We start from the raw sequence: 22,737 nt of genomic DNA on the forward strand, positions 1-22,737 counted from the left end.
TGGAAGAAGTCGTCAGCGCATCGACGACCGGGCGGTGGGACGCAGGCGCAGCCGCACCGGCGGGGCGGTCAGGTGGGCGTCCAGCATGGGCAGGTCCGCCCGGCGCTCGTCCTCGGGCCGGGCGAACCGGGTGAACCACACGAACACGTTCTCCCCGGTCCGGACCGGCAGGCGGGGAAAGGTGTTCTCGGCGTGCTCGCTCTCCAGGCAGCCGACCGGCGGCGTCCCGGCCTCGGCCAGCGCGGGCGCCACCCGCCGGGCGAAGAACTCGGCGAAGCCCGCCCCGACGTGGCAGATCGTCGCGACGTACAGGGCGGCGGGCGGCTCGGCGGCGCCCACGGGCGGCCGTTCCCAGGAGGGCAGCTCCGGCCCGGACGGGCGGAGCAGGAGCACGTCGTCGGAGTCGATCATCGTGGCGTTGGCGGCGTCGCGGTGCGCCCGCCAGACGGGGCCGTCGTAGAAGCCCTCCAGCGCCGCCCGGCGCGCCTCCATGTCGGGGAAGGCACGCAGCCAGGTGAAGGTGTCGGGCGCGTCGGGATCGCGGAAGGTGCCCGCCACGCGCATGCCCTGCGCCTCCTGCGGCTCGACGAACTCGCGCTCGAACAGCGTGATCAGCGTGTCGCGCCGTCCGGGGTGAAGGGTGTACCGCCGTAGTTCATAGATCATGCCCGGACGATAGGGCGGGGTCGCTGCCACCTCATGTCAGGGTAGGCGGCGAACAATGTTCTGATCACACTGTGCTACCGAACGGCAACGCAGAGTTATATAGTCGCATTGACCTTGATCCCAATGGGTCACAGAAGGTCAAAAAGCGGGCGGCGGTTGCCCAGGGCCCTGGCGCCCGCCGTCCTCGCAGGGGTCCTCACCGAAGGAGCAGAAGTGATCAAAAGGCTGTGCGCCGCAGGTGCCGTGCTGGCCGCGGCCGGCGTCGCCATAGCGGCCGTTCCCGCCCACGCTGACACCTGGTCCGACAACTGGAGCAGCAACAGCGACTCGTCGCAGTCGGGCAACAACTTCGGCGACGTCTCCGCGGCCAACCGTGGTGGCTGGGACTCGACCAACGTCAACAACATCAACGGCGTCGCGACCACCGCCACCGACGGCGGTATCGCGGTGACCTACATCTTCTACTGACCTCCGTACAGCTCTGAGGAAGGGACATCGACATGATGAAGAAGCTCTGCGTGACCACCGGCGCCGTCGCCGCGGCCGCCGCCCTGACGCTCCTGTCCGCCCCGGCCCACGCCGACGTCACCGCGGGCAACTCCAGCTCCAACCATGACACCTCCCAGTCGGGCAACAACTTCGGCAACGTCGTGAACGTCAACGTGAGCGGCACCGACGCCACCAGCGTCAACAACGTCAACGGCAACGCCACGACCGCCACCGACGACAGCCACGCCGGCACCAGCGTCGACTCCTAGCCGGACCCGGGGGCGCCCTCCGGCGCGGAGAGGGCGTCCCCGTGCGGGCCGGGTCGAGGCGGCCCGGCCCGCTCCCACTACCATCCCTGGATGACGAACTGTGCATATGTCACCTTTGATGACCCAACCGGCCTGGACGACGAGCGCGACCTCGCGCTCTCCCACTGGCAGGCCAACGGCATCGAAGGCCGCGCCGAACGCTGGGACGACCCCGCGGCCGACTGGAGCGCCTACGACGCCGTCGTGGTGCGATCGGCCTGGGACTACATCGACCGGCGCGCGGAGTTCCTGGCCTGGGCCCACCGCGTCGAGTCCGTCACCAAGCTGCTCAACCCGGCCGTCGTCCTGGAGGGCAACACCGACAAGACATACCTGAGAGACCTGGGCGTGCCGACCGTGCCCACCCATTGGTCCGCCCACGACCTGCCCGACTGGCCCGAGTACGTCGTCAAGCCCGCGATCTCCGCCGGAGCCCGCGACACGACCAGGACCACCGACCGCGACCAGGCGGCGGAGCTGGCCGCCGCGCTCCAGGCCGCGGGGCGGCAGCCGATGGTCCAGCCCTACCTCGACATGGTGGAGTCGGAGGGCGAGACCTCCCTGCTGTACTTCAACGGCCGCCTCAGCCACGCCGTCCGCCGCCATCCGATGCTCGCGGCGGAGGCGACCCTCGACTACAACGCGCGGGCCGAGCTCCGCACCCCGGCCCCGGACCAGGTCGACCTGGCCGAGAAGGTGCTAGCAGTCATTCCCCACGCCCTTCTCTACGCCAGGATCGACCTGGTCCGGCTGTCCGACGGCACACCGGTGGTCATCGAGCTGGAGCTGACCGAGCCGTACCTGTTCCTGCGGTACGCGCCGGACGCCGCGGCGAACTTCGCCAGGGCCCTGAAGGAGCTGGTCTGATCAGCAGGAGATCCCGCCGTCCACCGGGATGACCGTGCCCGTCAGGTACGACCCCGCCCGCGAGGACAGGAAGACGGCCGCGCCCGCCATGTCGTCGGGCCGGCCGATCCGTCCCAGGGGCACGGTCGAGGCGATGGCGGCGCGGGTGGCGGGGTCGTCCAGGGCGAAGGCCATCATCTTGGAGTCGAACGGCCCGGGGGCGATGGCGTTGACCGTGATGTGCTCCTTGGCCAGCTGCCTGGCCAGGTGGCGGGTCAGCATGTGCACGGCCGCCTTGGTGGAGGAGTAGGCGTAGCTCTCCAGGGCGGGCACCCGGATGCCGTCGATCGAGCCCACGTTGATCACCCGGGCCGGGTCGTCCGGGCCGGCCGCCTCCCGCAGGTTTGGCAGGAACTTCTGGGTCAGGTAGAAGACGCCCTTGACGTTGATGTCCCAGAGCTTGTCGAAGGCGTGCTCCGGATACTCCTCCAGAGGCGCGCCCCAGGTGGCGCCGGCGTTGTTGACCAGCACGTGCAGCGGGCCGCCCACCGCCGTGACCAGCGTGTCCACCCCTTCGGGCGTGGACAGGTCGGCCTGGACGGCCGTGCAGCCCAGCTCGGCGGCGGTCTTGTCGACCTCCGCCGCCTTGCGTGCCGATATGACGACGGTCGCGCCGGCCGCCACGAACCCGGCGGCGATCATGCGGCCGATGCCGCGCGAACCGCCGGTGACGACGACCGTCTTGCCTTCCACCGAGAACAGACTCATGTTCCGGAAGCATGCCATACCGACTGGTCGGTTACTAGCTGCCCTCGTCCTTCACCCAGAGTCGCAACAGCCCCCGGAAGTGCTCGGTGAACCGCTCGCGCTCGGTCGCCGGGTACGTGGCCGCCACCGTGTCGACCAGCAGCCGGTCGAACTCCGGCCCGGCCACCCACTCCAGCACGATCTCGTCGATGTGCCCCAGATGCGTACGGCAGAACTCCTCGTACCGGTCCACCTCGAAGTACCGGTCGGCCAGCTCGCGGTACCGGGCCAGCCGTTCCCCGTAGTCGCCGGTGACCTCGAAGTAGTCGTGCGTCTCCAGGTCGATGCGCGGCCGGCGGCGGGTGGCCACGCAGAACACGCTCCACTTCACCAGCGCCTTGATCGCCCAGGGGAAGTAGTAGTGCAGGCTGGTCAGGGCCACGTCGGGGCAGGCGTTGGCGTAGTCGATCGGGTGCACGTCGGCGCCCTTGACCAGCGTCTCGCAGGAGTTGAACTCCCAGCGGAAGAACGCGTTCACCAGCCGCCCGACGGTGACGACCTCCTCACCCACGGACGGTGAGAGGAACTCGTGGTCCACGGCGTACCGGGCGTGCATCGGCTCGTCGGGGCGGAAGCGCATGACCATGGTCTCCGCGCCGATCGACAACGACCTGGCGAAGGCGTCGTACCCCTCGACGGACTGCTGGAGGTGCATGAGCATCTCGCCGCTCTCGTCGTAGGCGCGGTGCAGCTCGTCGCGGTCGCGGACGCGGGAGACGCCCCGCCAGGCGCCGCCGTCGTACGGCTTCATGAACAGCGGATAGCCGATGCGCTCGGCGACCGCGTCGAGGTCGAAGGACTGGTTGTAGCGCTCGGCGGTGTAGGCGTACCGGGAGTTGTCCACCGGGTTCTTGTACGGCACCAGCACCGTCTCCGGCACCTTGAGCCCCAGCCGCATCATCGCGCAGTAGGCCGCGTGCTTCTCCATCGACTGGAAGGTGAACGGGCTGTTCAGCAGATAGACGTCGTCCATCATGGCGATCTTCTTCAGCCACTCGCGGGGGTGGTAGTACCAGTACGCCAGCCGGTCGATCACCAGCTCGTGACGTGGCTTGGCACGCAGGTCGAACGGCTCGATCGTGATGCGCTCGACGTCGAACTCGCCCACCCCCTTGATCGGCCCCAACCGGCGTAACACGGTCTCGAACGCCGCCGGCCAGTCCTCCTCGGTCCCCAGCAGCAGCCCAATGAGATGACGCACGATGCTCCTCCGCGGCCGCCGCGAGGGCTCACACTCCGGGCAGGCGACCGTTCCTGAACAGGTCGACGAACCGTTGATGGTCTTCACGAGCCTGTGCCCCATATCGGTGGGCGAAATCCACCAACATGCCGATGAATCCGGATTGATCGCCGTTGATGACCGCCACGATCGCCTCCTCCGTCGAGAAGTCCACCAGGTCGTGGCTGGACTCGTCGTCGGCCACCGAGTGCATGCGCGCCACCGCCCGTCCCAGGTCGCGCATGATGGAACGCAGCTCGTCGGGTTCGTTGACGTCGTCCCAGTCGAGGTCGGCCGAGTACGGCGACACCTCGGCCACGAGCTGGCCCACCCCGTCGAGTGAGGCGTACCCGAGCCAGGGGTCGGCGTAGGCCTGCAGCGCCCGCTGCGACTCGGCCGTGCGGTGGCCCTGGTGCAGGAAGTAGGAGGCCGCCTTCTCGTTGTCGACGTACCGGGCCACCGCCGGCACCTGGGCCTGCTTCATGTAGAGGACGACGTCGTTCTCCAGCGCCTGCGAACGCCCCTCCAGCAGCAGGTTGTACGACGGCAGCCCCGCCGACCCGATCCCCACGCCCTTGCGCAGCGCCACGTCCTTGACGACGTGCTCGACCGGGTTGGACGGCGTGGGCAGCGTCCCCAGGTAGCCCTCGAACGCCGCCAGCACCCTCTCCCGGGTCGCGGCGTCGACCTCCTCGCGGCCGTCCATGAGGGCGAAGCGCCGGTCGTAGTCGTCGATCACGGTCTCCACGTCGAGCATCGCCACCCGCGTGCTGAGCCGCGCCGTCTGCAGCACTCGGTGCAGCACGCCGCCGGTGGTCTCCAGGGTGAGCGAGCCGATGGCGTCGTCGCCGCCGGTCGCGATGCCGTGCAGCTCGGTCAGGTACGCCCGCGCGAACTCGGTCACCAGCGCGCTGATCGTCTCGTCCGACAGCGCCTTGGCGTAGCCGATCAGCGCCACGCTGGCGGCGAAGCGCTTGAGGTCCCAGACGTAGGGGCCGACGTAGGCCTCGTCGAAGTCGTTGACGTTGAAGACCAGCACCCCGGAGGCGTTCATGTACGTGCCGAAGTTCTCGGCGTGCAGGTCGCCGTGGATCCAGACCCGGCCCGTGGGCTCGTCGAGGTAGGAGCCGTCGGCGAAGTCGCCGGTCAGGTCGGCGTAGAACAGGCCGGCACTGCCCCGGTAGAAGGCGAACGGGGAGGCCGCCATCTTGCGGAACTTGCGCCGGAAGGCGGCCGGGTCCCGTTTGATCGACTCGCCGAACTCGCTGATCAGGACGTCGAGCAGGAAGGAGGAGCGTGTGCCCATGACACGGACGGTAGCCCGCCGGATGCCCGCCGCCTACCCCGAATTCTCCCTGACAGGGCCAGGTCAGGGATGTTGCGAGGACACCGAGACGGTCTCGCCCGTCATGTACGAGGAGTAGTCGCTGGCCAGGAAGACGATCACGTTGGCCACCTCCCACGGCTCGGCCGACCGCCCGAACGCCTCCTTGGCGGCCAGCTCCGCCAGCAGCTCCTCGCTCGTCACCTTCGCCAGGAAGGGATGCACGGCCAGTGACGGCGCCACCGCGTTCACCCGTACGCCGTGCTCGGCGACCTCCAGCGCGACGCACCTGGTCAACGCCATCACCCCGGCCTTGGCCGCCGCGTAGTGCGCCTGCCCGCGCTGCGCCCGCCAGCCGACCACCGAGGCGTTGTTCACGATCACGCCGGAGCCCTGGCCGATCATGTGCCGGACCGCCGCCCTGGTGCACCGCATGGTGCCGTTGAGGGTGACGTCGAGGACCGCGTGCCACTGCTCGTCGGTCATCTCGGCCAGCGGGGCCGTACCGCCGAGGCCGGCGTTGTTGATCACCACGTCGAGCCGGCCGTGCGCCTCCACCACCGCGTCGAACAGCGCCAGCACCTGCGGCTCCGACGTCACGTCGCACGGGACCGCCAGGGGCTTGACGCCGGTCAGCTCGGTCAGCGCCTCGGCGGCGGCGGCCAGGCGGCGCTCGTGCCGGTCGGACAGGACGATCGTCGCCCCCTCCTCCGCGCAGCGCCTGGCGGTGGCGTAGCCGATGCCCGCGCCCGCGGCGGCGGTCACCAGCGTGACCTTGCCGTCGAGCAGACCGTGCGACTTCGGATAGGGCGGTGCCATCCGTGCTCCAATCAGCGGGGGAGTCCGAGAGTGCGCTCGGCGATGATGTTCCGCTGGATCTCACTCGACCCGGCATAGATCGTGTCCGCCCGGCTGAACAAATACAAGCGCTGCAGGTCGTTCAGCCCGTCCGCCGCCACGAGCCCGGCCTTCCCCTGGACCTCCTGCGCCAGCTCGCCCAGCCGGCGATGCCACTCCGACCAGTAGAGCTTGGCGATCGACACCTCCGGACCCGGGGCCGGGCCCAGCATCCGCAGGGCGTTCAGCCGCATGATCTCCAGCTCCAGCCACGACCGGACGAGCCGGTCGCGCAGCACCGGGTCCTCGGCCGCCCCGGTCCGCCGGGAGGTCGCGATCACTTCTGCCAGCTCCCGCCGGAACCCGATCTGCTGCCCCAGCGTGGACGCGCCGCGCTCGTGGCCCAGCGTGGCCATGGCCACCCGCCAGCCGTCGCCCGGCGCCCCGAGCAGGTTCCCCGCCGCCGTGCGCGCGCCGTCGAAGAACACCTCGTTGAACTCGGAGGTGCCGGTGAGCTGCCTGATCGGACGTACGGTGACGCCCGGCCCGCCCATCGGCACCAGCAGGTACGACAACCCGCGATGCCGCTGCGAGCCCTCCTCGGTCCGGCACAGGACGAAGCACCAGTCGGCGACGTGGGCCAGCGACGTCCACACCTTCTGCCCGGTGATCACCCACTCGTCGCCTTCGAGCCGCGCCCTGGTCTGGACGTTCGCCAGGTCGGACCCGGCCTCGGGCTCGGAGTAGCCCTGGCACCACAGCTCCTCGCCGCGCTGGATCGGCGGGAGGAAACGGTCCTTCTGTTCGTCGGTGCCGAACTCCAGGATGGTCGGGCCGATCAGCCCCTCGCCGATCAGGCCGACCCGGGCGGGGGCGCCGGCCCTGGCGTACTCCTCGTAGAAGGCGACCTGGTCGTCGAGGGAGGCGGCCCGGCCGCCGTACCGCTCGGGCCAGCTCAGGCAGGTCCAGCCCGCCTGGCCGAGCCGGCGTTCCCAGGCCAGGCGCAGGTCGTGCCCCTCGTGCTCCCTGCCGGGCCCGCCGAGACCGCGGACGTGCGCGAACTCGCCGGCCAGGCTCTCCTCCAGCCAGGCGCGGGCCTGCTCACGAAGGCTCAACAAAGCCCCCGTAGCCGCCCTGGAAGAAGACCAGGGGGCCGCCGTCGGCGTGCGTGTCGAGCTGCAGCACCCGGGCCACCACGATCATGTGGTCGCCGGCCGGGTGCTCGGCCTCGATCACGCAGTCGAGCCAGGCCAGCGCGCCTTCCAGCACCGGGTTGCCGCCGGGGGAGCCGGTCCAGGCCAGACCGGCGAACTTGTCGCCGCCCTTGGCCGCCATCTGCGCGCAGACCGGCTGCTGGTGCTCGGCCAGCACGTTCACGGTGACGACCTTCGCGCCGCGTACCCGGGGCCAGCTCGTACTGGTGTGGGCCACGCAGAAGGCCACCAGCGGCGGGTCGAGCGAGACGGAGGTGAAGGAGTTGGCCGCCAGGCCGCACGGCTGGGCGTTCGCCGGGTCGAGGGCGGTGATCGCCACCACGCCGGTCGCGAACCTGCCGAGGACCTGACGGAACCGGCGGCTGTCGACGTGGCCGTTCCCGTTGTGCTGTGTTGGGCCGGGCGGCATGGCGGCTCCGTTGCGAGTCCTGCTGCGCTGGTGGGGCGCCGGAAGGCCGCGACAGCCGTCCGGCGCGATGAGCCGGGCAGCGTGTGTGCTCATGGGGTCCGCCTCCTCGTCACCGACAGCGCCCATCATACATACCAAGCGCTTGCTTGGACACTAGGTCCGTCCCGGAACCCTGTCAACCCGTCCGGAGCTCGGCCCGGCCCGGCCGCCGCCTGCCTCCCGGCTGCCGGGTCGCCCTGTGGTTGACATGGGGAAAAGGGTGGGCATAGCGTGATCTGTGTGCCCAAGCGCTTGCTTGATTTCCGGGATGTGACCGCCATAGCGGGGATCGGCTACACCCCCTTCACCAAGAACTCGGGCGTCAGCACCCTCACCCTGGCCTGCCGCGCCGTCCTGGCCGCCCTCGACGACGCCGGCCTGCCCCCGGACGCCGTGGACGGCCTGGCCACCCACCGCGTCGGCGACTCGGCCCCGCCCTCCCTGGTGGCCCCCGCCCTCGGCCTGCCCGACCTCGCCTGGCACCTCGACCAGTTCGGCGGCGGCAGCGTCTCGCACGCCGTCGTCGGCCAGGCCGCCCTGGCCGTGGCCACCGGGATGGCCGAGACCGTCGTCTGCTACCGCGCGATCAACGCCCGTTCCGAGTTCCGCATGGGCGGCACCGGGCGTGGCGTGCCGGTCAGCCCCGAGGTCCAGTACCAGGCGCCGTACGGCTACTTCGCCCCGCCGCAGCAGTACGCCATGTACGCCCGCGCCCACATGCTCCGGTACGGCACCAGGCCCGAGCACTTCGGCCGCCTCGCGGTCACCCAGCGCGCCAACGCGGTCAAGAACCCGCGGGCCCTCATGCGTACCCCCATCACGCTGGAGGACTACCTGGCCAGCAGGTGGATCGCCGAGCCGTTCCGCCTCCTGGACTGCTGCCTGGAGACCGACGGCGCCTGCGCCCTCGTCCTCACCACCGCGGAACGCGCCCGCGACCTGCGCCGCCACCCCGTCCTGATCTCGGCGGCGGCCTGGGGCGGCGGCACGTCCCACCTGTCGGGCACGGGCCCGGCCGACCCCACGGTGACCGCGGCCGCCGCCCTGGCCCCGCGCCTGTACGCGCAGGCCGGCCTCGGCCCCGGCGACGTGGACGTGGCCGAGATCTACGACTGCTTCACGTACTCGGTGATCGTGCAACTGGAGGACTACGGCTTCTGCGCCAAGGGCGAGGGCGGCCCGTACGTGGAGTCGGGCGCCACGGCCCCGGACGGCGAGCTGCCCGTGAACACCCACGGCGGATTCCTGTCGGAGGGGTACGTGCACGGCGTCAACCACGTCGCCGAGGCGGTGGCCCAGCTCCGGGGCGAGGCCGGCGACCGGCAGGTGCCCGGCGCCGAGGTGGCGCTCTCGACGGCCCAGCCCGGCTACATCCTGCCCGCCACCTCCGCCCTGATCCTCAGGAGGTCCTGACCCATGACCCACGGCCCCCGTCCCGAGCCCGACCGCGACTCCGCCGAGTGGTGGGAGCGCCTGGCGCGGGAGGGGTTCGCGGTGCAGCGCTGCGACGGCTGCGGCACCGCGCGCTTCCCGGCGCGGGCCTTCTGCCCGTCCTGCCGGGGCGAGGCGTGGCGGTGGCTCCCGGTGCCGGCCGAGGGCGTGGTCGAGAGCTGGATCGTCAACCGCCGGCCCTTCATGCCGGGGACGGGGGAGCCGTACGTCGTGGTGATGGTCCGGCTGGACGCCGTGCCCGGCTGCCTGGTGCACGGGAACTGGCGCGGCGCCGCTCCCGAGCCGCTGCCCGGCCAGCGCGTACGAGGGGTGCGCACGCGCATCGACGACCGGCTGACCCTGCTCGACTGGGAGCCCCTGACCGGGGACGCGGATGCCCATTCGCCCGAGCGCACATCCTCCCGCTGATCGGTCCAAATCCGGACATTCGATTCGTACCGGAAATTCCCACCAGTCCCACCATTGCGAAGGTGCCTACAGGTTGGCCCGTGAGGGTTGATGATGAAGCTGAGGCGTCAACCATGGAGGCGACCCGGACGTGGCGGCGTACGTGTGCGGTAGCGACTCGGCGACAGACGTGACACCGAGGTCACGACCGCTGACTCCTGCCGCCGGCCCGGGTCTGGCTCGGATGGCGCGCAGCCCTCCGGGCGCGGGGGCGGTACGGCGGCGCAAGAAGGTCCCTCTCGGAGGAAGGCGCGTCCTGGCGGGCGTGGGGGACCCGCCAGGACGCGCTTCCTGCCCCGTGAGCGGCGACGCCAGGACTCCGGCGAGGGATGGAGTCCTAGGCCGCGAGTTCGCGCACGGAGTCGGTGGGGGTGTGCGAAGGCACGTGCCGCCGGCGACGAACGGTGCTGCGTCGAGCCGCACCGACAGGGTCATCGATGGGGTGCGTGACGGGGGCGCCACCCTCCTCGTTCCAGACAAAGGATCCGTCTATGCACCACACGGTCAGTTCGGTCGACACCGAGAGCACGGACATTGCCTTCTCCTTGCTCTGGTGCTTGTGGGAGAACCCGTCGCGCCGCAACGCGTAACGCAGTAAACGAGTTGCTTCGCGGGGGTCCTGCCAGGGCAGGAACGGCGTGTCCGAGTGAACCGGCAACACTTGGCCTCCACCCCCTCACCGGCCTTTAGATGGATTTGTACCAACGAATGGATGATGGGCCGGTCGAGGGGCTTCGGTCAAGGGGTTGTGGCCTGCTAGAACCAGATCGTCTAAATTGTTGGAACAAAAGGGGTGAAAGTGGCAAGGTCGGTGCTGTATCAGCAGGTGGCGGCGGAATTGCGTCGAGCCATCTACTCGGGTGTCCTCGGCCCCGGGGCGCAGCTGCCGACCGAGGCACAGCTCATGGAAGACCACGGGGTGAGCAGGAACACCGTCAGGCTGGCTCTCGGGGAGCTCGTCAACGAGGGGCTGGTCACGCGCACGCCGAGGCGCGGCACGGTGGTCCGCGACCGCAGGCCGCTGCTCATCTACCCGCAGCGCGAGCTGGAGCCGCAGCCCACCGGAGAACTGAAGGAGGCCTTCGCCTACGCCGTTGCGCAGGAAGGCCGGGCGCCGAGCCAGTACATTGAAGTGCTGACGGTTTCTCCCGTCGAGGAGATCGCCAGCAGGCTCGAGCTGGCCGACGGAGAGCTGGCGGTCGTGCGTCGCCGCCTGCGGTTCGTCGACGGCCAGCCGTACAACACCAACGACTCCTACTTCCCCCGTGATCTGGTCGCCGACTCCGAGATCGCCAGGCCCGGAGACATCGCGCGCGGGGCGAACAGGGTCCTGGAAGAACTCGGCCACGCGCAGATTCGCGTCGTCGACGACATCTGGGCCCGCATGCCCAACCAGGAGGAGGCCGAGCGCCTCCAACTCGAACTCGGCACGCCAGTCATGGTCTACGTCCGAGTCGGATACGACGGGGCCGACATGCCAGTGCGTGTCGCTGTGTCGGTGCTGCCCGCCGACAAACATCTGATCAGATACGAGCTCGATCGTCGCCGCTGACGGGCTCGGTTGAAGGGGTGATCCCGCCGGCCGGGCGCAGCGAGAAAGCCGCCTCGCTGGCCTAGGGGAGTCGTGCATACTCCCCTAAATCGCCATTTATCCATATATATCGGGTTGAGGACCCGTATCGCCCCTGCGCGACATTGCGTCATCACGCTGTGTGTCGGCATGGGCACCCAACGCATCGAAGGGCTGTATTATGCACACAAACACCCTCCTTCACCCGCTCGCACTCCGGCGCGCGGAGCCCGCGGACCTTCCCGGCGTACTCAGGCTTCTCGCGGACACCGCCGAGTGGCTGCACACGCAGGGAGTGCGGCAGTGGCCGCGGCAGGGATTCGGCCCCGAGCGGATCGAGCCGCTCATCGAGGAGCGGGTCCTGTACCTGCTCGACGACGAGCTGCGCTATCTCGACCCCGACGTCCAGGCACCGCCCGTGGCGACCATCGCCCTCGACGGCAACGCCGACCCGGAGTTCTGGACCCCGGCCGACGACCCGGGGGCCGCGCTCTACGTCCACAAGCTGGCCGTGGCCAGGCCGTGGTCCGGCAGCGGGCTCGGCGACGCGCTCCTCGACTGGGCCTGCTCCGCGGCCCGTTCCGCCGGGCTGCCCTGGCTCCGGCTCGACTGCGCCAAGGCCAACCCGCGGCTGCAGGAGTACTACCGCATGCGCGGCTTCCGGCACATCCGTACGGTGGACCTGCCGCACCGCTCGTCCGGGGCCCTGTTCCAGCGGCCGTCGCGCGACCTGTCCACGACGGCCTTCCGTGACCTGACGGTCGCGGAGCTGATCAGCGCCTAGCGAACCCCTCTGGCCGGATCCGGTCCGGTGGGGGGCCGGTCCGGCCGGTGGTCGCGCGCCGCCTCACGTCAGGCGGCAGGTCACCTCGTTGGCCATGTTGTTCGAAGGCTGCTCGGCCACGGCGTCGCGGCCCTGGAACTTCCACTGGCACACGGTCGTCGCGGTGATGCGCGCGCCGCCGAAGCACCACAGGTTGTCCCAGGTCCCGCCCCCCATGCTCTGGCCCTGCGCCTTGCAGTAATCCTGGACGTCGGTGAAGGTGATCGTGCCCTGGGACGGCGGCGGCGGGTCGTCGTCGGGCGGCGGCGTGCTCTTGGCGGGGCGGCTCGTCGGCTTGCGGGCCGGTTCCCTGGTGGCGGTGGGGGAGTCCGGTGCGGGGTCGGCCTGGCTGGTGCGGGGCTTGTGAGTGGGGGACGGAGTGCGCTTGGGGCCGGCGATCCTGGTCGCGGCCGCCTTGGAGGTGGCCTTGGCCGACGACGACTGCGCCGAGCCCTCGGGGGTGGACGTCGGCGCCTCCGGCGTGGTGACGACCGGTGAGAAGACCGGCGAGGACGCGGGTGAGGACGCCGTGGGGCCCGCCGCGCCCGCCGGACGATCGCCAGGGGCCCAGGCGAGGTAGCCGGTGGCGGCGGCGACGAGCATGACCACGCTCACCGCACCGACGATCAGCGGCCGCCTGCGCGCACCCCCCGCCGGAGCGGCGGGAGACGTGAAGGCGCCGGGAGCGGCAGGCCCGTGAGGGGTTCTGGAAGGGATCGGGGGCGAGGTGGGGAGGGCGCGCAGGCGTTCGACGAGCTGGGCGGCGGTGGGACGCAGCGACGGGTCCTTGGCCAGGCACGCGCCCACCAGTTCCCGCAGCACGCCGTCCAGCCGCCCGAGCTCCGGCTCTCCCTGGAGGATCGTGTGCAGGACGCGCGGGATCGAGTCGCCCGGGAAGGCCCGCTGCCCGGTGGCCGCGTAGACCATGGTCGCGCCCCACGCGAACAGGTCGGCCGCCGGTCCGACCGCGTCCCCGGCGATCTGCTCGGGCGCCATGTACGCCGGGCTGCCGATCGGCTGGCTGCTGACCGCCGACTGGCTGAGATCGAGCGCCCTGGCGATGCCGAAGTCGATGACCACCGGCCCGTCCGGCCCGAGCAGCACGTTGCCCGGCTTGAAGTCGCGGTGGACCACCCCGGCCTGGTGGACGCCCGCCAGCGCGGTGGCGGTGTTGACCGCCAGCCGCTGGAGGGCGGCAGCCCCGCGCGGCCCGTTGTCGCGTACGGCGCTCTGCAGCGAGGGCCCGTCGACGAACTCGCTCACGATGTACGGCCGCCCGCCCAGGAACCCCGAGTCGAGCACCTGCGCCGTGCAGAAGGGCGCCACCCGCCTGGCGGTCTCCACCTCCCGCAGGAAGCGCCGCCGGGCCTGCTCGTCGGCCATCAGGTGCGCGTGCAGCAGTTTGACCGCCACGCGCCCGCCGTCGCCGTCCCGGCCCACGTAGACGACGCCCTGGCCGCCGGCTCCGAGCCGCCCCTCCAGCGTGTACGGCCCGACCGCCCCCGGATCCTCGGACGACAGCGCCAGCACCTCGGGCACCAAGCCTCCAGCCAGTCGTGTGGGGCCAAGATCGTACCGCAGCGACCCCAGTGGGCACGTGCGTTTCCGGCGCAAGTGGACAGAGCGCCATATAACCTCTTTGCCATGACCGGATCCCTCCTTGAGGTGATCGCGCTCAATGTGCGCGACGCCGTGGCCGCCGAGCAGGGCGGCGCCGACCGTCTGGAGGTCGTCGCCGACATGGCTGCCGACGGGCTCACCCCCGCACCGGAGACGGTCGCCGCGATCGCCGCGGAGTGCCCCCTGCCCCAGATGGTGATGCTCCGCTGCGCGGCCAACTTCACCGCCGACCCCGACGTCCTGGACCGGCTGCGCCGCGACGCCAAGGCGCTCGCGCAGGCCGGCGCGGCCGGGTTCGTGTTCGGCTTCCTGGACGGCGCGGGCGTGGTCGATCTGGCGGCCACCGAGGCGCTCATCCACGCCGTCTCGCCGCTCCCGTGGACCTTCCACCGCGCGGTCGACCACGCCGCCGACGTGCAGGCGTCCTGGCGGGCCGTGCGGCTGCTGCCCAACCTGGCCACCGTGCTCACCTCCGGCTCCCCCCAAGGGGTCGGCGCGGGGATGTCCACGCTCAAGTCCAGGGCCGAGGCCGGCGACGGGTCGATCATCCTGGCCGGCGGCGGGCTCAAGCCCGCTCACGTGCCCGACCTGCTGGACTACGGCATCCGCGCCTTCCACGTGGGCTCGGCCGTACGGCCGAGCTGGACGGACCCGGTCGAGTGGCGGCTGGTCCGGCAGTGGCGCTCCCTGGTCGAGCGCGACTGAACCCCTCAGGGCCCCTGGGATCCCCGGGCCGCCCGGCTCAGGGGAACAGGGCCGCGTCGGCGCGGCGGAGGGCGGCGGCCAGCGTCCTGACGGTGGCCGGCTCGTCCATGACGCCGCCCCCGGCCGCCCGCCGCTCCTCCCAGGCCCGTACGCGCTCCCGGTAGGAGTCGTAGTGGGCCAGGTGGAAGGCGTAGACGGTGGCGAACCTGCTGACGAGCTGCGCCGGATGCATGTCCCAGCCCTGGTAGAAGCCGTGGGCCAGCGAATGGCCGACCAGCCGGGCGTGCCTGCCCCACAGAGCGTGCACGTCCTCCGCCCGGTCGGAGGCGGGCCCGGCGGCCAGCGAGCCGTCGGACAGCTCGACGCCCGTGCCGGCGAACGCCGTCTGCATCACGTGCCTGGCGTGGTCGCAGGCCGGATGGTCGAGCCGCTGCTCGTGCGGCGGCAGGCCGATGGCGGCGGTGTAGTCGAACACGCCGAAGTGCGCCGCGGCCAGCCGCCCGCCGAGCGCCGCGGGCAGCTCGGCCCGCAGGAAGGGCAGCGTCTGCGGAGCCTCCACCTGCATCTCGAAGCGCAGCCCGGACAGGCCGAGCCGCGCCTCCAGCCGTTCCAGCACGCCCGCGAACTGCCCGAGGTACGCCTCCATCAGCACCTTCGGGAACGTCACCGTGAACCCCGCCGGCAGCTCGCCCGCATGCTCCAGCACCCCGGCCAGGAAGCCGCCGAGCGTGCGCACCGACCTCGCCGGGTCGCCGTCGGCGAACGACTTCACCCGCAACCCCCACCGGCGCGGCAGGGTCCCGGCGGCGTGCAGACGGGCCACGGCCCGCGCGGCCTGATCGGCGTGCCCGTCCTCCTCCTCGTACGGGCGCAGGCCGTAGCCGTCCTCGAAGTCGATCCGCAGGTCCTCGACCGGCTCGCGGGCCAGTTTGCCGAGCACCCGGTCGCGCACGTCGGGCGCGAAGGCCTCCAGATGCGCCTCGGCCAGCGAGAGCGCCTGGCCTCCCCACTCGGCGACGGTCGAGGCGGAGAAACGGTCGGCGGGCACGTAGACGGTGTGGACCGGCTGCCGGCCCGGCTCGGCCATCGGGTAGCGGGCCTGCTGCACCGCGTAGACCTCGGCGAAACCGGGCACGGGCTCGTCGTGCACGTACGGGCTCATTCCAGGTGGGCGCAGGCGCGGAGCATGGTGTCGACGCCGACCAGCTTGACGCGTTCGCCCCGGCCGAGCGATCTGGCCAGCTCGCCCTCGGCCTGTTCGATGGCCAGCCAGTCGTCGTAGGTCACCGGCCGCACGCCCCGCTCGGCCAGCAGCGACTCGACCGTCGGCCGCGACATCCGCTCGCCGCCCTCCAGGGACTCGCCCTCCAGGTCGGCCAGCAGCGTGCGGACCGTCTCGGCAGCGTCGGACTTGTTGGTGCCGATGACGCCGGTCGGCCCGCGTTTGAGCCAGCCCGCCACGTACTCGCGCGGGCGCACCCGGCCCGCCTCGTTGGGCACGGTCATGGTCCGCTCGGAGAACGGCACGCCGGGCAGCGGGACGCTCTGGTAGCCGACCGAGCGCAGCACCATGCCTACGGGCAGCGTCTCGTACTCGCCGGTGCCGACGACGCGGCCCTCCTCCGACAGGCGGGTGCGTTCGAGCCGGAGCCCCTCGACCCGGTCGGCGCCCAGGATCTCCACCGGCCGCAGCCAGAAGCGCACGTCGAGGCGGCGCGGCCGGCCCACGGGCTCGCGGCCGGCCCACGACTGCAGGACCTTGATGTTGCCCTGGACCTGGCGCGGGAAGTCGGCGCCGAGGACGGCCGCCTCGTCGGGGCGCACGCAGACGTCGGCGTTGGCCAGCTCGCCCAGCTCGCGCAGCTCCTTCAGGGTGAACTTGGCGTGCTCGGGCCCCCGCCTGCCGACCATGTGGATGGCCTTGACCTGGCTCTGGCTCAGCCGGTCGAGGACATCGCGGGGCACGTCGGTGTGCCGCAGCTCGTCGGCCGTCTTGGCCAGCACGCGGACGACGTCGACGGCCACGTTGCCGACCCCGATCACCGCGACCTCGGAGCTGTCCAGCGTGAAGCGGCCGGGATCGACGTCGGGGTGGCCGCAGTACCAGTTGACGAAGTCGGTGGCCGCCACGCTGCCCGGCAGGTCCTCGCCGGGGATGCCGAGCCGCCGGTCGACCATCGCGCCGGTGCAGTAGACGACCGCGTCGTAGACGCCGAGCAGGTCCGCGACGGAGACGTGGTCGCCCAGCGTGACGCCGCCGAGGAAGCGCACCTGGGGCAGTTCGAGGACCCTGCGCAGGTAGTTCGCGATCGACTTGATCGAGGTGTGGTCGGGCGCCACGCCGTACCTGACCAGCCCGTACGGCGTGGGCAGCCGTTCCAGGACGTCGACCAGCACAGGCTCGGCCGACTGCTTGACCAGCGCCTCGGCCGTGTAGATCCCGGCCGGGCCCGACCCGATGACCGCCACGTGCAACGCCACGCTGCCTCCTCATGCCGGTGAAGGTGCGACGCGGAGGACGCGTCCCTAGAGGTGCAACCGGCCCGTGTGCTCGATGTATCCCCGGTCGCCCGCCGGCGAACCCGTCTCCCGTGAATACCCGTCCAACCGGATTCTCGCTCACCAGGCCCCTCATGGCAGCCCCTGAAACGCCGCTATCCGGGGACGGCCCGCGAGCGCAGGGCGAGCTTGTCGACCTTGCCGTTGACGTTGACGGGCAGCGCGTCCACCACTTCGAGGCGTTTGGGCACCTTGTAGTTGGACATGTTGGCCTTCGCCCAGGCCAGCAGCGCGGCGGCGGTGACGCGGGCGTCCGGCCGGGGCACCACGTACGCCACGCCGGCCTCGCCGGAGACCGGGTCGGGCACGCCGACCACGGCGGCCTGGGCCAGCGAGCCCTCGCGCAGCAGGAGCGCCTCGACCTCGGCGGGGGAGACGTTGAACCCGTTGACGATGTAGAGCTCCTTCTTCCTGTCCACGATGGCGAGGTTGCCCGCCTCGTCCAGCACGCCGACGTCGCCGGTGTGCAGCCAGCCGTCGGCGTCGATCACCTCGGCCGTCCTGCCGGGCTCGTCCCAGTAACCGCGCATGACGCCGTAGCCGCGTTGCAGGATCTCGCCGCGCAGGCCGGGCGCGACCTCCTTGCCGTCGTCGTCCACGATCTTGACCTCGATGCCGGGGACGGCCCTGCCGGTGGTGTTCGCGATCACGTCGATGGGGTCGCCGGCCCGCGTCATGGACACGACCGTGCCCTCCATCAGCCCGTACGCGTTGATCATCCGTTCCAGGCCGACCCGCTCGGCCAGCCGGGTGATCAGTGTCGCGGGCACGGAGGCGGCTCCGCAGATGGCCACCCGCAGCGAGGAGACGTCCCAGTCGGCGCGGTCCAGCTCGTCCAGGATCCGGGCGAACAGGGTGGGCGGCCCGGCCAGGATCGTCACCTTCTCGGAGGAGATCAGCGACATCAGGGCGTCCGGCGAGAACACCGGGATCGGCAACATCGTGGCCCGGCGCAGCACGCACGCGACGAGCCCGGCGTTCAGCCCGAACCCGTGGTTGAACGGCGCGATCACCGGATAGCGGTCGTGCTCGTCCAGCGTGACGATCTCCGCCCAGTCCCAGTAGCCGCGCAGGACCTGGGCGTGGTCGAGCATCACGCCCTTGGGCGTGCCCGTCGTGCCGGACGTGGACATGATCTCGCACAGGTCGCCGGGCCCGACCGCCAGCGCCCGTTCCTCGCCCGCCCGTACGGTCACCCCGCCCGCGTCCAGGTCGCCGGCCGCGCGTACGGCCACCCGGGCGTCCATGGGCGGCAGCAGGCCGGCGAGCGGCGGATCGCCGACGATGACGACCTTCACCCCGGTCCGCTCGATCAGCCCGGCCGCCTCGATGCCCTTGTACCGCGACGACAACGGCACGAGGACGGCCCCCGCGTCCCAGACGCCGAACGCGTGCCGCACCCAGGACGCCGAGTTCGAGCCCCAGATCGCCACCCGGTCGCCGGGCTCGACGCCGAGCGCGATCAGAGCGCGGGCCACCTCGGCGGCTCCCGTCCTGAGCTCCGACAGGGTGACGCGGGCGGCGCCCTCGACGACCGCGACGGCGTCCGGATGGCGTGCGGCCTGGTCGCGCAGCATGCGGGGGAGCGTCCCCCAGTCGGGCATCGATGCCATCGGCTACTCCGTCGCGCTAGCTGACGAGGGCCCTGTCCCGGCCGAGATGGTGGCCGCGCCGGTCGTCCACCGTGCCGGGCGCGGGTGTCTCCAGGACGTCCTGGGCGATCCGCACGTCGATCGAGATCGGGGTCAGGGCGCGTACGGCCTGCTCGATCCTCGATCGCCACATCGGGTTCCTGACCAGGCTCTCCCGGCCGAACGAGACGGTCAGGGCGGCGGCGTCCAGGGTGCCCTGGCGTTCGACCGACAGCTCCCAGCCGGTCACGCCGTCGACCTTCGACAGCGCCTTCTCGACCCGCGGCAGCGCCAGCCACACGCCCCTGACCAGCACGTGGTCGCCGACCGTGTGTGCGGGCGCGGGCAGCCCGGAGCCGCCGGCCCTGGCCACCAGGCCGGTCCTGAGCACGGCGTCGCCCAGCGTGGAGTGCCCGGACGGCGTGATGACCAGCTCGGCCAGTGCGTCCTCCTGGCCGGCCAGGTCGTCCTTGGTCAGCGAGGCGAGGCCCAGCACGCCGTCCGCGAGGGGGGTGAGCGGCGCGTCCTCGGCGGTCCTGAACGCGAGGGCGGCCCCGCCGAACGGGCTGGCGAGCACTTCGGTGACCGCGCAGCCGAACTCGCCCGCCAGATGCCCCATCGTGCGCCTGGAGGCGATCTCGCCGGTCAGGACGATGTGTTCGAGCCCGAGGTCGAGCGGGTCGAGGAGGAACTCCAGGTGCAGGCGGGCCAGCAGGTCCATCGCGCCCGTCGGGGTGCTGACCAGCGTGGTCGCGCCGAGCGCGGTCAGCGCGTGGTGCAGGCGCAGGCGGCCGCGCGGCCCGACGGCTGCGGCGGCCCGCGCGACCTGCGCGGCGGCGGCGGCCCACAGCGCGCCCGCGGGCTCGGCGAGCGCCACCACGACCCGGTCGCGCCCGCCGACCCCGGCCGCGCGCAGCGCCGCCGCGGTGAGCCCGGTCGCGGCGGCGGCGTCCTCGGGGCCGAGCGGGAACACGCTGGACAGGTCGGGCGCCACGAGCAGCAGCCCTTCGGCGGAGCGTCCGGCCGAGGCGAGGTCGTCGCGGGTCAGCCAGCGGGCGGCGGTCAACGGGCCACCTCGTTCATGAACAGCGTCATCGACTCGCACACCCTCTCGTGGGCCAGCCCGCCGACCTGCGCCTGGATGATCAGGTCCGTGGCGCCCGCCTCGGCGATCCTGGCCAGGGCCTTGCGCGAGCCCTCGACGTCGTCCACCACGACCATGAGGTGCTCGCGCAGGGTGGCCATCGCCTCCTCCGGCGGCATCCCGGCGGCGAGCTGGCCCAGCACGCGGTGGGTGGCGTGCCGGGCGTCGTAGTAGTCGGGCGGGGTGACCAGGTTGACCTGGCGGCGGATGTACCACAGGACGGCGTCGGCGGCGGTGTCGGTGGCCTCGTCCCGGGTGGGGGCGGCGAACCAGGGGATCATCAGCGCCACCCGCCGGGAGGCGGGGTCGAAGCCGCTCTCGGCCAGGCACTCCCGATATCTCGCGATGTCGGCGGCGACGTCGTCGATGCCCTTGAGCATCGTCATGCCCAGCAGGTTGTAGCCGTGCCGGGCGGCGGCCAGGTAGCCCTCCAGCGAGGTGGAGGCCACCCACACGGGCGGGTGCGGCTCCTGGACCGGACGGGGGTAGACGGCCACGTCGGGGATCTCGAAGAACTCGTTCGACCTGCTGATCGGCTCGCCGTCGGCGCGCCAGATGGCGAGGGTGGCCTCCAGCGAGTCCTCCCAGATCTGCCGCGACTTCTCGAACGGCCGCTGGAAGGCCTGGTACTCCAGGGGGGAGGCGCCGCGTCCGGTGCCGAACTCGACCCGGCCGCCGCTCAGCACGTCGAGGGTGGCGACGCGCTCGGCGGTGCGGATGGGCGACTGGAACGGCAGCAGCACCACGCCGAGCCCGAGGTGGATGCGCTCGGTGCGCTGGGAGATGGCCGCGAGGACCAGGTCGGGGGCGGAGGAGTGGGAGAAACCCCTGGTGAAGTGGTGCTCGACGAACCAGGCCGTGTCGAACCCCAGCCGATCGCCGAGGACGACCTGCTCGATCACGTTCTGGAACGCCTGTCGCTCGACCTCGCGGGTGCGGCCGCGGACCTCCAGTTCGTACCCCAGGCTGATCCGTAGGGACGTCATCGCGCCTCCGGCGAAAGTAGTGAACCAAGCGCTCGCTTGGTAGAGAGTATCAGGGCCGAAGACTTGCGGGAAGGGCGCGCCGCCGATCAGAGTGGTTGCTCGTGAGGCGAAAGCACGCGCTGCGGCGGTCGAAGGACGGCACGTTCCACGACCATGGCGACGACGATCCCTCGCTCCCCGACGCGCGCGGTTACGAGGCTTTCGGCCGGGTCATGGCCGCCCTCGCGACCGAGGCCGACGTCATCGAGTCGTGCCGCGACCTGACGTGGTGGCGCGGCGCCGACCGGAGCTGGCACATCGAGTGGCGCGACGGGCCGTACGCCTCGGAGGTGGCCGCGCTGCTGGCCGGCCAGGTGGGCGACGCAGGCGGCGCGCCGCTCACGGCCGCCGGCCCCGCGGGCGCGGGCTCGGCGGTGCTGGAGGTGATGGGGGTGCGCTTCGAGCTGCGCGCGATAGACCCCATGGGCCGGGCCCGGGTGCGCGCGCGGCCGGGGTTGTGGCGCCTGGCCGAGGCCCTCGACACCACCCGCCGCACCAACACCCGCCATCCGTGGGAGGAGCTGCTCGGCGGCTGAGCCGCCTCACGCCTCGCCGAAGACGTGCGCGGCCAGGCGGGCGCGGTGCGTCCGCGGCGGGCACAGGAGCTGGGCGTCGGACGTGGCCCGTTTGAGATACCGGTGCGCCGGATGTTCCCAGGTCACCCCGATCCCGCCGTGCACCTGGATGTTCTCGCCCGCCGCCGTCAGGTAGGCCTCCGTGCAGTACGACCCCGCGACGGCGGCGAAGACGTCCGTCCGTCCCTCCGGCCCCGCCTGCGCCGCCGCGGCCCGTGCCGCCGAGCGGGCGGACTCCACGAGCAGCAGCACGTCGGCCAGCTTGTGCTTGATCGCCTGGAAGGAGCCGATCGGCCGGCCGAACTGCCGCCGCGAGCGCGCGTACTCGGTGGCCATCTCCAGGCAGCGTGCCGCGCCGCCGGTCTGCTCGGCCGCCAGGACCGCGATCCCGAGGTCACGTACGCGGGCCCACGACGTCCCCGGGCCCAGCCGCCGTACGGGGGTGCGGTCGAAGGCGAGGGAGATCAGCGGCCGGGTCTCGTCCATGGTCGGGCACGCCGCCCGCCGCGTCGGCACGGCCTCCACCAGGTGCCCGCCGGCGTAGAGTAGCACGATCTCGCCGTCCAGCGCGTACGGCACGGCGCCCGAGAGCCGGTCGTCCGCCAGCGCCAGCTCCCCGTCGCCCGGCAGCACGACGGTCGCCGTCGCCGCCCCCGCGGCCAGCTCCGGCAGCAGCCGGGCCCGCGCCTCCTCGTCCCCGTCGGCCATGAGCGCCCCGACGGCCAGCACGGCCGACTGCAGGAACGGGTGGGGTGACAGCGCGCGTCCCAGCTCCTCGGCCACGGCCGCCGCCTCGGCCGGGCCGCAGCCCGCGCCGCCGTACCGATCGGGCACGAGCAGCCCCGCCACGCCCACGTCCCGCGCGAACGCCTGCCACGTCGCGTCCGGCCGGTCGGCGAGGTAGTCGCGGACGACGGCGCCGAGCTCATCGGAGAGGGTCACCGGGACATCGTAAACCAAGCGATTGCTTGTCTTAGATACGGATGACCGAAATTTGCCTTTTTTGGATGGATACATAATCTGGATGC

At 71.8% G+C, this 22,737-nt stretch carries 24 protein-coding genes; 9 read left to right on the top strand and 15 right to left on the bottom strand.

From position 1 onward, the window contains the following. Positions 1-12: 12 nt before the first annotated feature. Positions 13-666, bottom strand: a complete 654-nt coding sequence (locus ABZ444_RS23845; protein ID WP_358000655.1) for an NIPSNAP family protein — start codon at positions 664-666, stop codon at positions 13-15. 213 nt (positions 667-879) lie between these two features. On the opposite strand from ABZ444_RS23845, the gene ABZ444_RS23850 reads away from it, so the two are divergent. The 3 genes from ABZ444_RS23850 to ABZ444_RS23860 all read left to right on the top strand — a co-directional run bounded on the left by ABZ444_RS23850 (position 880) and on the right by ABZ444_RS23860 (position 2,330). Continuing rightward, positions 880-1,134, top strand: a complete 255-nt coding sequence (locus ABZ444_RS23850) for a hypothetical protein (protein ID WP_358000658.1) — start codon at positions 880-882, stop codon at positions 1,132-1,134. Between the two features lie 32 nt (positions 1,135-1,166). Further along, the gene (locus tag ABZ444_RS23855) at positions 1,167-1,424 is read left to right on the top strand and encodes a hypothetical protein (RefSeq protein WP_352363132.1); all 258 of its coding nucleotides are present in this window, start codon (positions 1,167-1,169) and stop codon (positions 1,422-1,424) included. 90 nt (positions 1,425-1,514) lie between these two features. Next, entirely contained in the window at positions 1,515-2,330 is an 816-nt protein-coding gene (locus ABZ444_RS23860; protein ID WP_358000661.1) for a hypothetical protein, read from the top strand. On the opposite strand, the gene ABZ444_RS23865 is transcribed toward ABZ444_RS23860, so the two are convergent. The 6 genes from ABZ444_RS23865 to ABZ444_RS23890 form a co-directional block, all read right to left on the bottom strand. Then, positions 2,331-3,077, bottom strand: coding sequence for an SDR family oxidoreductase (locus ABZ444_RS23865; protein WP_358000664.1), 747 nt, complete (start codon positions 3,075-3,077; stop codon positions 2,331-2,333). A gap of 34 nt (positions 3,078-3,111) precedes the next feature. After that, entirely contained in the window at positions 3,112-4,317 is a 1,206-nt protein-coding gene (locus ABZ444_RS23870; RefSeq protein ID WP_358000667.1) for a hypothetical protein, read from the bottom strand. Positions 4,318-4,345: 28 nt separating this feature from the next. Then, entirely contained in the window at positions 4,346-5,641 is a 1,296-nt protein-coding gene (locus ABZ444_RS23875; protein ID WP_358000670.1) for a DUF2252 domain-containing protein, read from the bottom strand. Between the two features lie 63 nt (positions 5,642-5,704). Continuing rightward, on the bottom strand, positions 5,705-6,478 hold the full coding sequence (locus tag ABZ444_RS23880; RefSeq protein ID WP_358000672.1) for an SDR family oxidoreductase: 774 nt from the start codon (positions 6,476-6,478) through the stop codon (positions 5,705-5,707). Between the two features lie 11 nt (positions 6,479-6,489). Continuing rightward, on the bottom strand, positions 6,490-7,611 hold the full coding sequence (locus ABZ444_RS23885; RefSeq protein WP_358000674.1) for an acyl-CoA dehydrogenase family protein: 1,122 nt from the start codon (positions 7,609-7,611) through the stop codon (positions 6,490-6,492). After that, entirely contained in the window at positions 7,598-8,119 is a 522-nt protein-coding gene (locus tag ABZ444_RS23890) for a flavin reductase family protein (RefSeq protein ID WP_358000742.1), read from the bottom strand. Before ABZ444_RS23890 ends, ABZ444_RS23885 begins: the two co-directional genes overlap by 14 nt. Before the next feature lie 291 nt (positions 8,120-8,410). Between ABZ444_RS23890 and ABZ444_RS23895 the strand changes: the two genes are divergently transcribed. Then, on the top strand, positions 8,411-9,571 hold the full coding sequence (locus ABZ444_RS23895) for an acetyl-CoA acetyltransferase (protein WP_358000745.1): 1,161 nt from the start codon (positions 8,411-8,413) through the stop codon (positions 9,569-9,571). 3 nt (positions 9,572-9,574) lie between these two features. Next, the gene (locus ABZ444_RS23900) at positions 9,575-10,018 is read left to right on the top strand and encodes a zinc ribbon domain-containing protein (protein ID WP_358000676.1); all 444 of its coding nucleotides are present in this window, start codon (positions 9,575-9,577) and stop codon (positions 10,016-10,018) included. A gap of 376 nt (positions 10,019-10,394) precedes the next feature. Here the strand turns inward: ABZ444_RS23900 and ABZ444_RS23905 are convergent, their stop codons facing one another. Beyond that, positions 10,395-10,718, bottom strand: coding sequence for a hypothetical protein (locus ABZ444_RS23905; RefSeq protein WP_358000678.1), 324 nt, complete (start codon positions 10,716-10,718; stop codon positions 10,395-10,397). A 150-nt stretch (positions 10,719-10,868) separates the two neighbouring features. Between ABZ444_RS23905 and ABZ444_RS23910 the strand changes: the two genes are divergently transcribed. Next, a complete protein-coding gene (locus tag ABZ444_RS23910) occupies positions 10,869-11,609 on the top strand; it encodes a GntR family transcriptional regulator (RefSeq protein WP_352363150.1) in 741 nt (246 codons plus the stop codon). A gap of 199 nt (positions 11,610-11,808) precedes the next feature. Next, on the top strand, positions 11,809-12,411 hold the full coding sequence (locus tag ABZ444_RS23915; RefSeq protein ID WP_358000680.1) for a GNAT family N-acetyltransferase: 603 nt from the start codon (positions 11,809-11,811) through the stop codon (positions 12,409-12,411). Between the two features lie 63 nt (positions 12,412-12,474). Here ABZ444_RS23915 and ABZ444_RS23920 read toward each other — a convergent pair whose 3' ends face one another. After that, positions 12,475-13,989, bottom strand: coding sequence for a protein kinase (locus ABZ444_RS23920; RefSeq protein WP_358000682.1), 1,515 nt, complete (start codon positions 13,987-13,989; stop codon positions 12,475-12,477). 105 nt (positions 13,990-14,094) lie between these two features. On the opposite strand from ABZ444_RS23920, the gene ABZ444_RS23925 reads away from it, so the two are divergent. Next, the gene (locus tag ABZ444_RS23925; protein WP_358000684.1) at positions 14,095-14,775 is read left to right on the top strand and encodes a copper homeostasis protein CutC; all 681 of its coding nucleotides are present in this window, start codon (positions 14,095-14,097) and stop codon (positions 14,773-14,775) included. A gap of 37 nt (positions 14,776-14,812) precedes the next feature. Here ABZ444_RS23925 and ABZ444_RS23930 read toward each other — a convergent pair whose 3' ends face one another. The 5 genes from ABZ444_RS23930 to ABZ444_RS23950 all read right to left on the bottom strand — a co-directional run bounded on the left by ABZ444_RS23930 (position 14,813) and on the right by ABZ444_RS23950 (position 21,095). Beyond that, positions 14,813-15,925, bottom strand: coding sequence for an aldolase (locus ABZ444_RS23930; RefSeq protein WP_358000686.1), 1,113 nt, complete (start codon positions 15,923-15,925; stop codon positions 14,813-14,815). Positions 15,926-15,933: 8 nt separating this feature from the next. Further along, complete coding sequence (locus ABZ444_RS23935) at positions 15,934-17,256, bottom strand: FAD-dependent oxidoreductase (RefSeq protein WP_358000689.1); 1,323 nt, start codon at positions 17,254-17,256, stop codon at positions 15,934-15,936. Between the two features lie 173 nt (positions 17,257-17,429). Then, positions 17,430-18,947, bottom strand: coding sequence for an AMP-binding protein (locus tag ABZ444_RS23940; protein WP_358000692.1), 1,518 nt, complete (start codon positions 18,945-18,947; stop codon positions 17,430-17,432). Positions 18,948-18,963: 16 nt separating this feature from the next. Further along, positions 18,964-20,031: a hypothetical protein gene (locus tag ABZ444_RS23945; RefSeq protein WP_358000695.1), complete on the bottom strand. Its 1,068-nt coding sequence runs from the start codon at positions 20,029-20,031 to the stop codon at positions 18,964-18,966. Continuing rightward, positions 20,028-21,095, bottom strand: coding sequence for an LLM class flavin-dependent oxidoreductase (locus ABZ444_RS23950; protein ID WP_358000698.1), 1,068 nt, complete (start codon positions 21,093-21,095; stop codon positions 20,028-20,030). Before ABZ444_RS23950 ends, ABZ444_RS23945 begins: the two co-directional genes overlap by 4 nt. Before the next feature lie 101 nt (positions 21,096-21,196). Here ABZ444_RS23950 and ABZ444_RS23955 point away from each other — a divergent pair, with 101 nt between their 5' ends. Then, positions 21,197-21,670, top strand: coding sequence for a hypothetical protein (locus ABZ444_RS23955; protein WP_358000701.1), 474 nt, complete (start codon positions 21,197-21,199; stop codon positions 21,668-21,670). A 6-nt stretch (positions 21,671-21,676) separates the two neighbouring features. Here the strand turns inward: ABZ444_RS23955 and ABZ444_RS23960 are convergent, their stop codons facing one another. Continuing rightward, on the bottom strand, positions 21,677-22,651 hold the full coding sequence (locus ABZ444_RS23960) for an acyl-CoA dehydrogenase family protein (RefSeq protein WP_358000704.1): 975 nt from the start codon (positions 22,649-22,651) through the stop codon (positions 21,677-21,679). Between the last annotated feature and the right edge of the window lie 86 nt (positions 22,652-22,737).

The sequence above is a fragment of the Nonomuraea sp. NPDC005730 genome (genome assembly GCF_040630865.1).
Classification (GTDB): Bacteria; Actinomycetota; Actinomycetes; order Streptosporangiales; family Streptosporangiaceae; genus Nonomuraea.

Excerpts from the sequence above, each read along its gene's own strand:
- ABZ444_RS23845 (WP_358000655.1), bottom strand. The coding sequence starts at position 666 with ATGATCTATGAACTACGGCGGTACACCCTTCACCCCGGACGGCGCGAC.
- ABZ444_RS23855 (WP_352363132.1), top strand. The coding sequence starts at position 1,167 with ATGATGAAGAAGCTCTGCGTGACCACCGGCGCCGTCGCCGCGGCCGCC.
- ABZ444_RS23860 (WP_358000661.1), top strand. The coding sequence starts at position 1,515 with ATGACGAACTGTGCATATGTCACCTTTGATGACCCAACCGGCCTGGAC.
- ABZ444_RS23865 (WP_358000664.1), bottom strand. The coding sequence starts at position 3,077 with ATGAGTCTGTTCTCGGTGGAAGGCAAGACGGTCGTCGTCACCGGCGGT.
- ABZ444_RS23875 (WP_358000670.1), bottom strand. The coding sequence starts at position 5,641 with ATGGGCACACGCTCCTCCTTCCTGCTCGACGTCCTGATCAGCGAGTTC.
- ABZ444_RS23880 (WP_358000672.1), bottom strand. The coding sequence starts at position 6,478 with ATGGCACCGCCCTATCCGAAGTCGCACGGTCTGCTCGACGGCAAGGTC.
- ABZ444_RS23890 (WP_358000742.1), bottom strand. The coding sequence starts at position 8,119 with ATGCCGCCCGGCCCAACACAGCACAACGGGAACGGCCACGTCGACAGC.
- ABZ444_RS23900 (WP_358000676.1), top strand. The coding sequence starts at position 9,575 with ATGACCCACGGCCCCCGTCCCGAGCCCGACCGCGACTCCGCCGAGTGG.
- ABZ444_RS23915 (WP_358000680.1), top strand. The coding sequence starts at position 11,809 with ATGCACACAAACACCCTCCTTCACCCGCTCGCACTCCGGCGCGCGGAG.
- ABZ444_RS23925 (WP_358000684.1), top strand. The coding sequence starts at position 14,095 with ATGACCGGATCCCTCCTTGAGGTGATCGCGCTCAATGTGCGCGACGCC.
- ABZ444_RS23940 (WP_358000692.1), bottom strand. The coding sequence starts at position 18,947 with ATGGCATCGATGCCCGACTGGGGGACGCTCCCCCGCATGCTGCGCGAC.
- ABZ444_RS23950 (WP_358000698.1), bottom strand. The coding sequence starts at position 21,095 with ATGACGTCCCTACGGATCAGCCTGGGGTACGAACTGGAGGTCCGCGGC.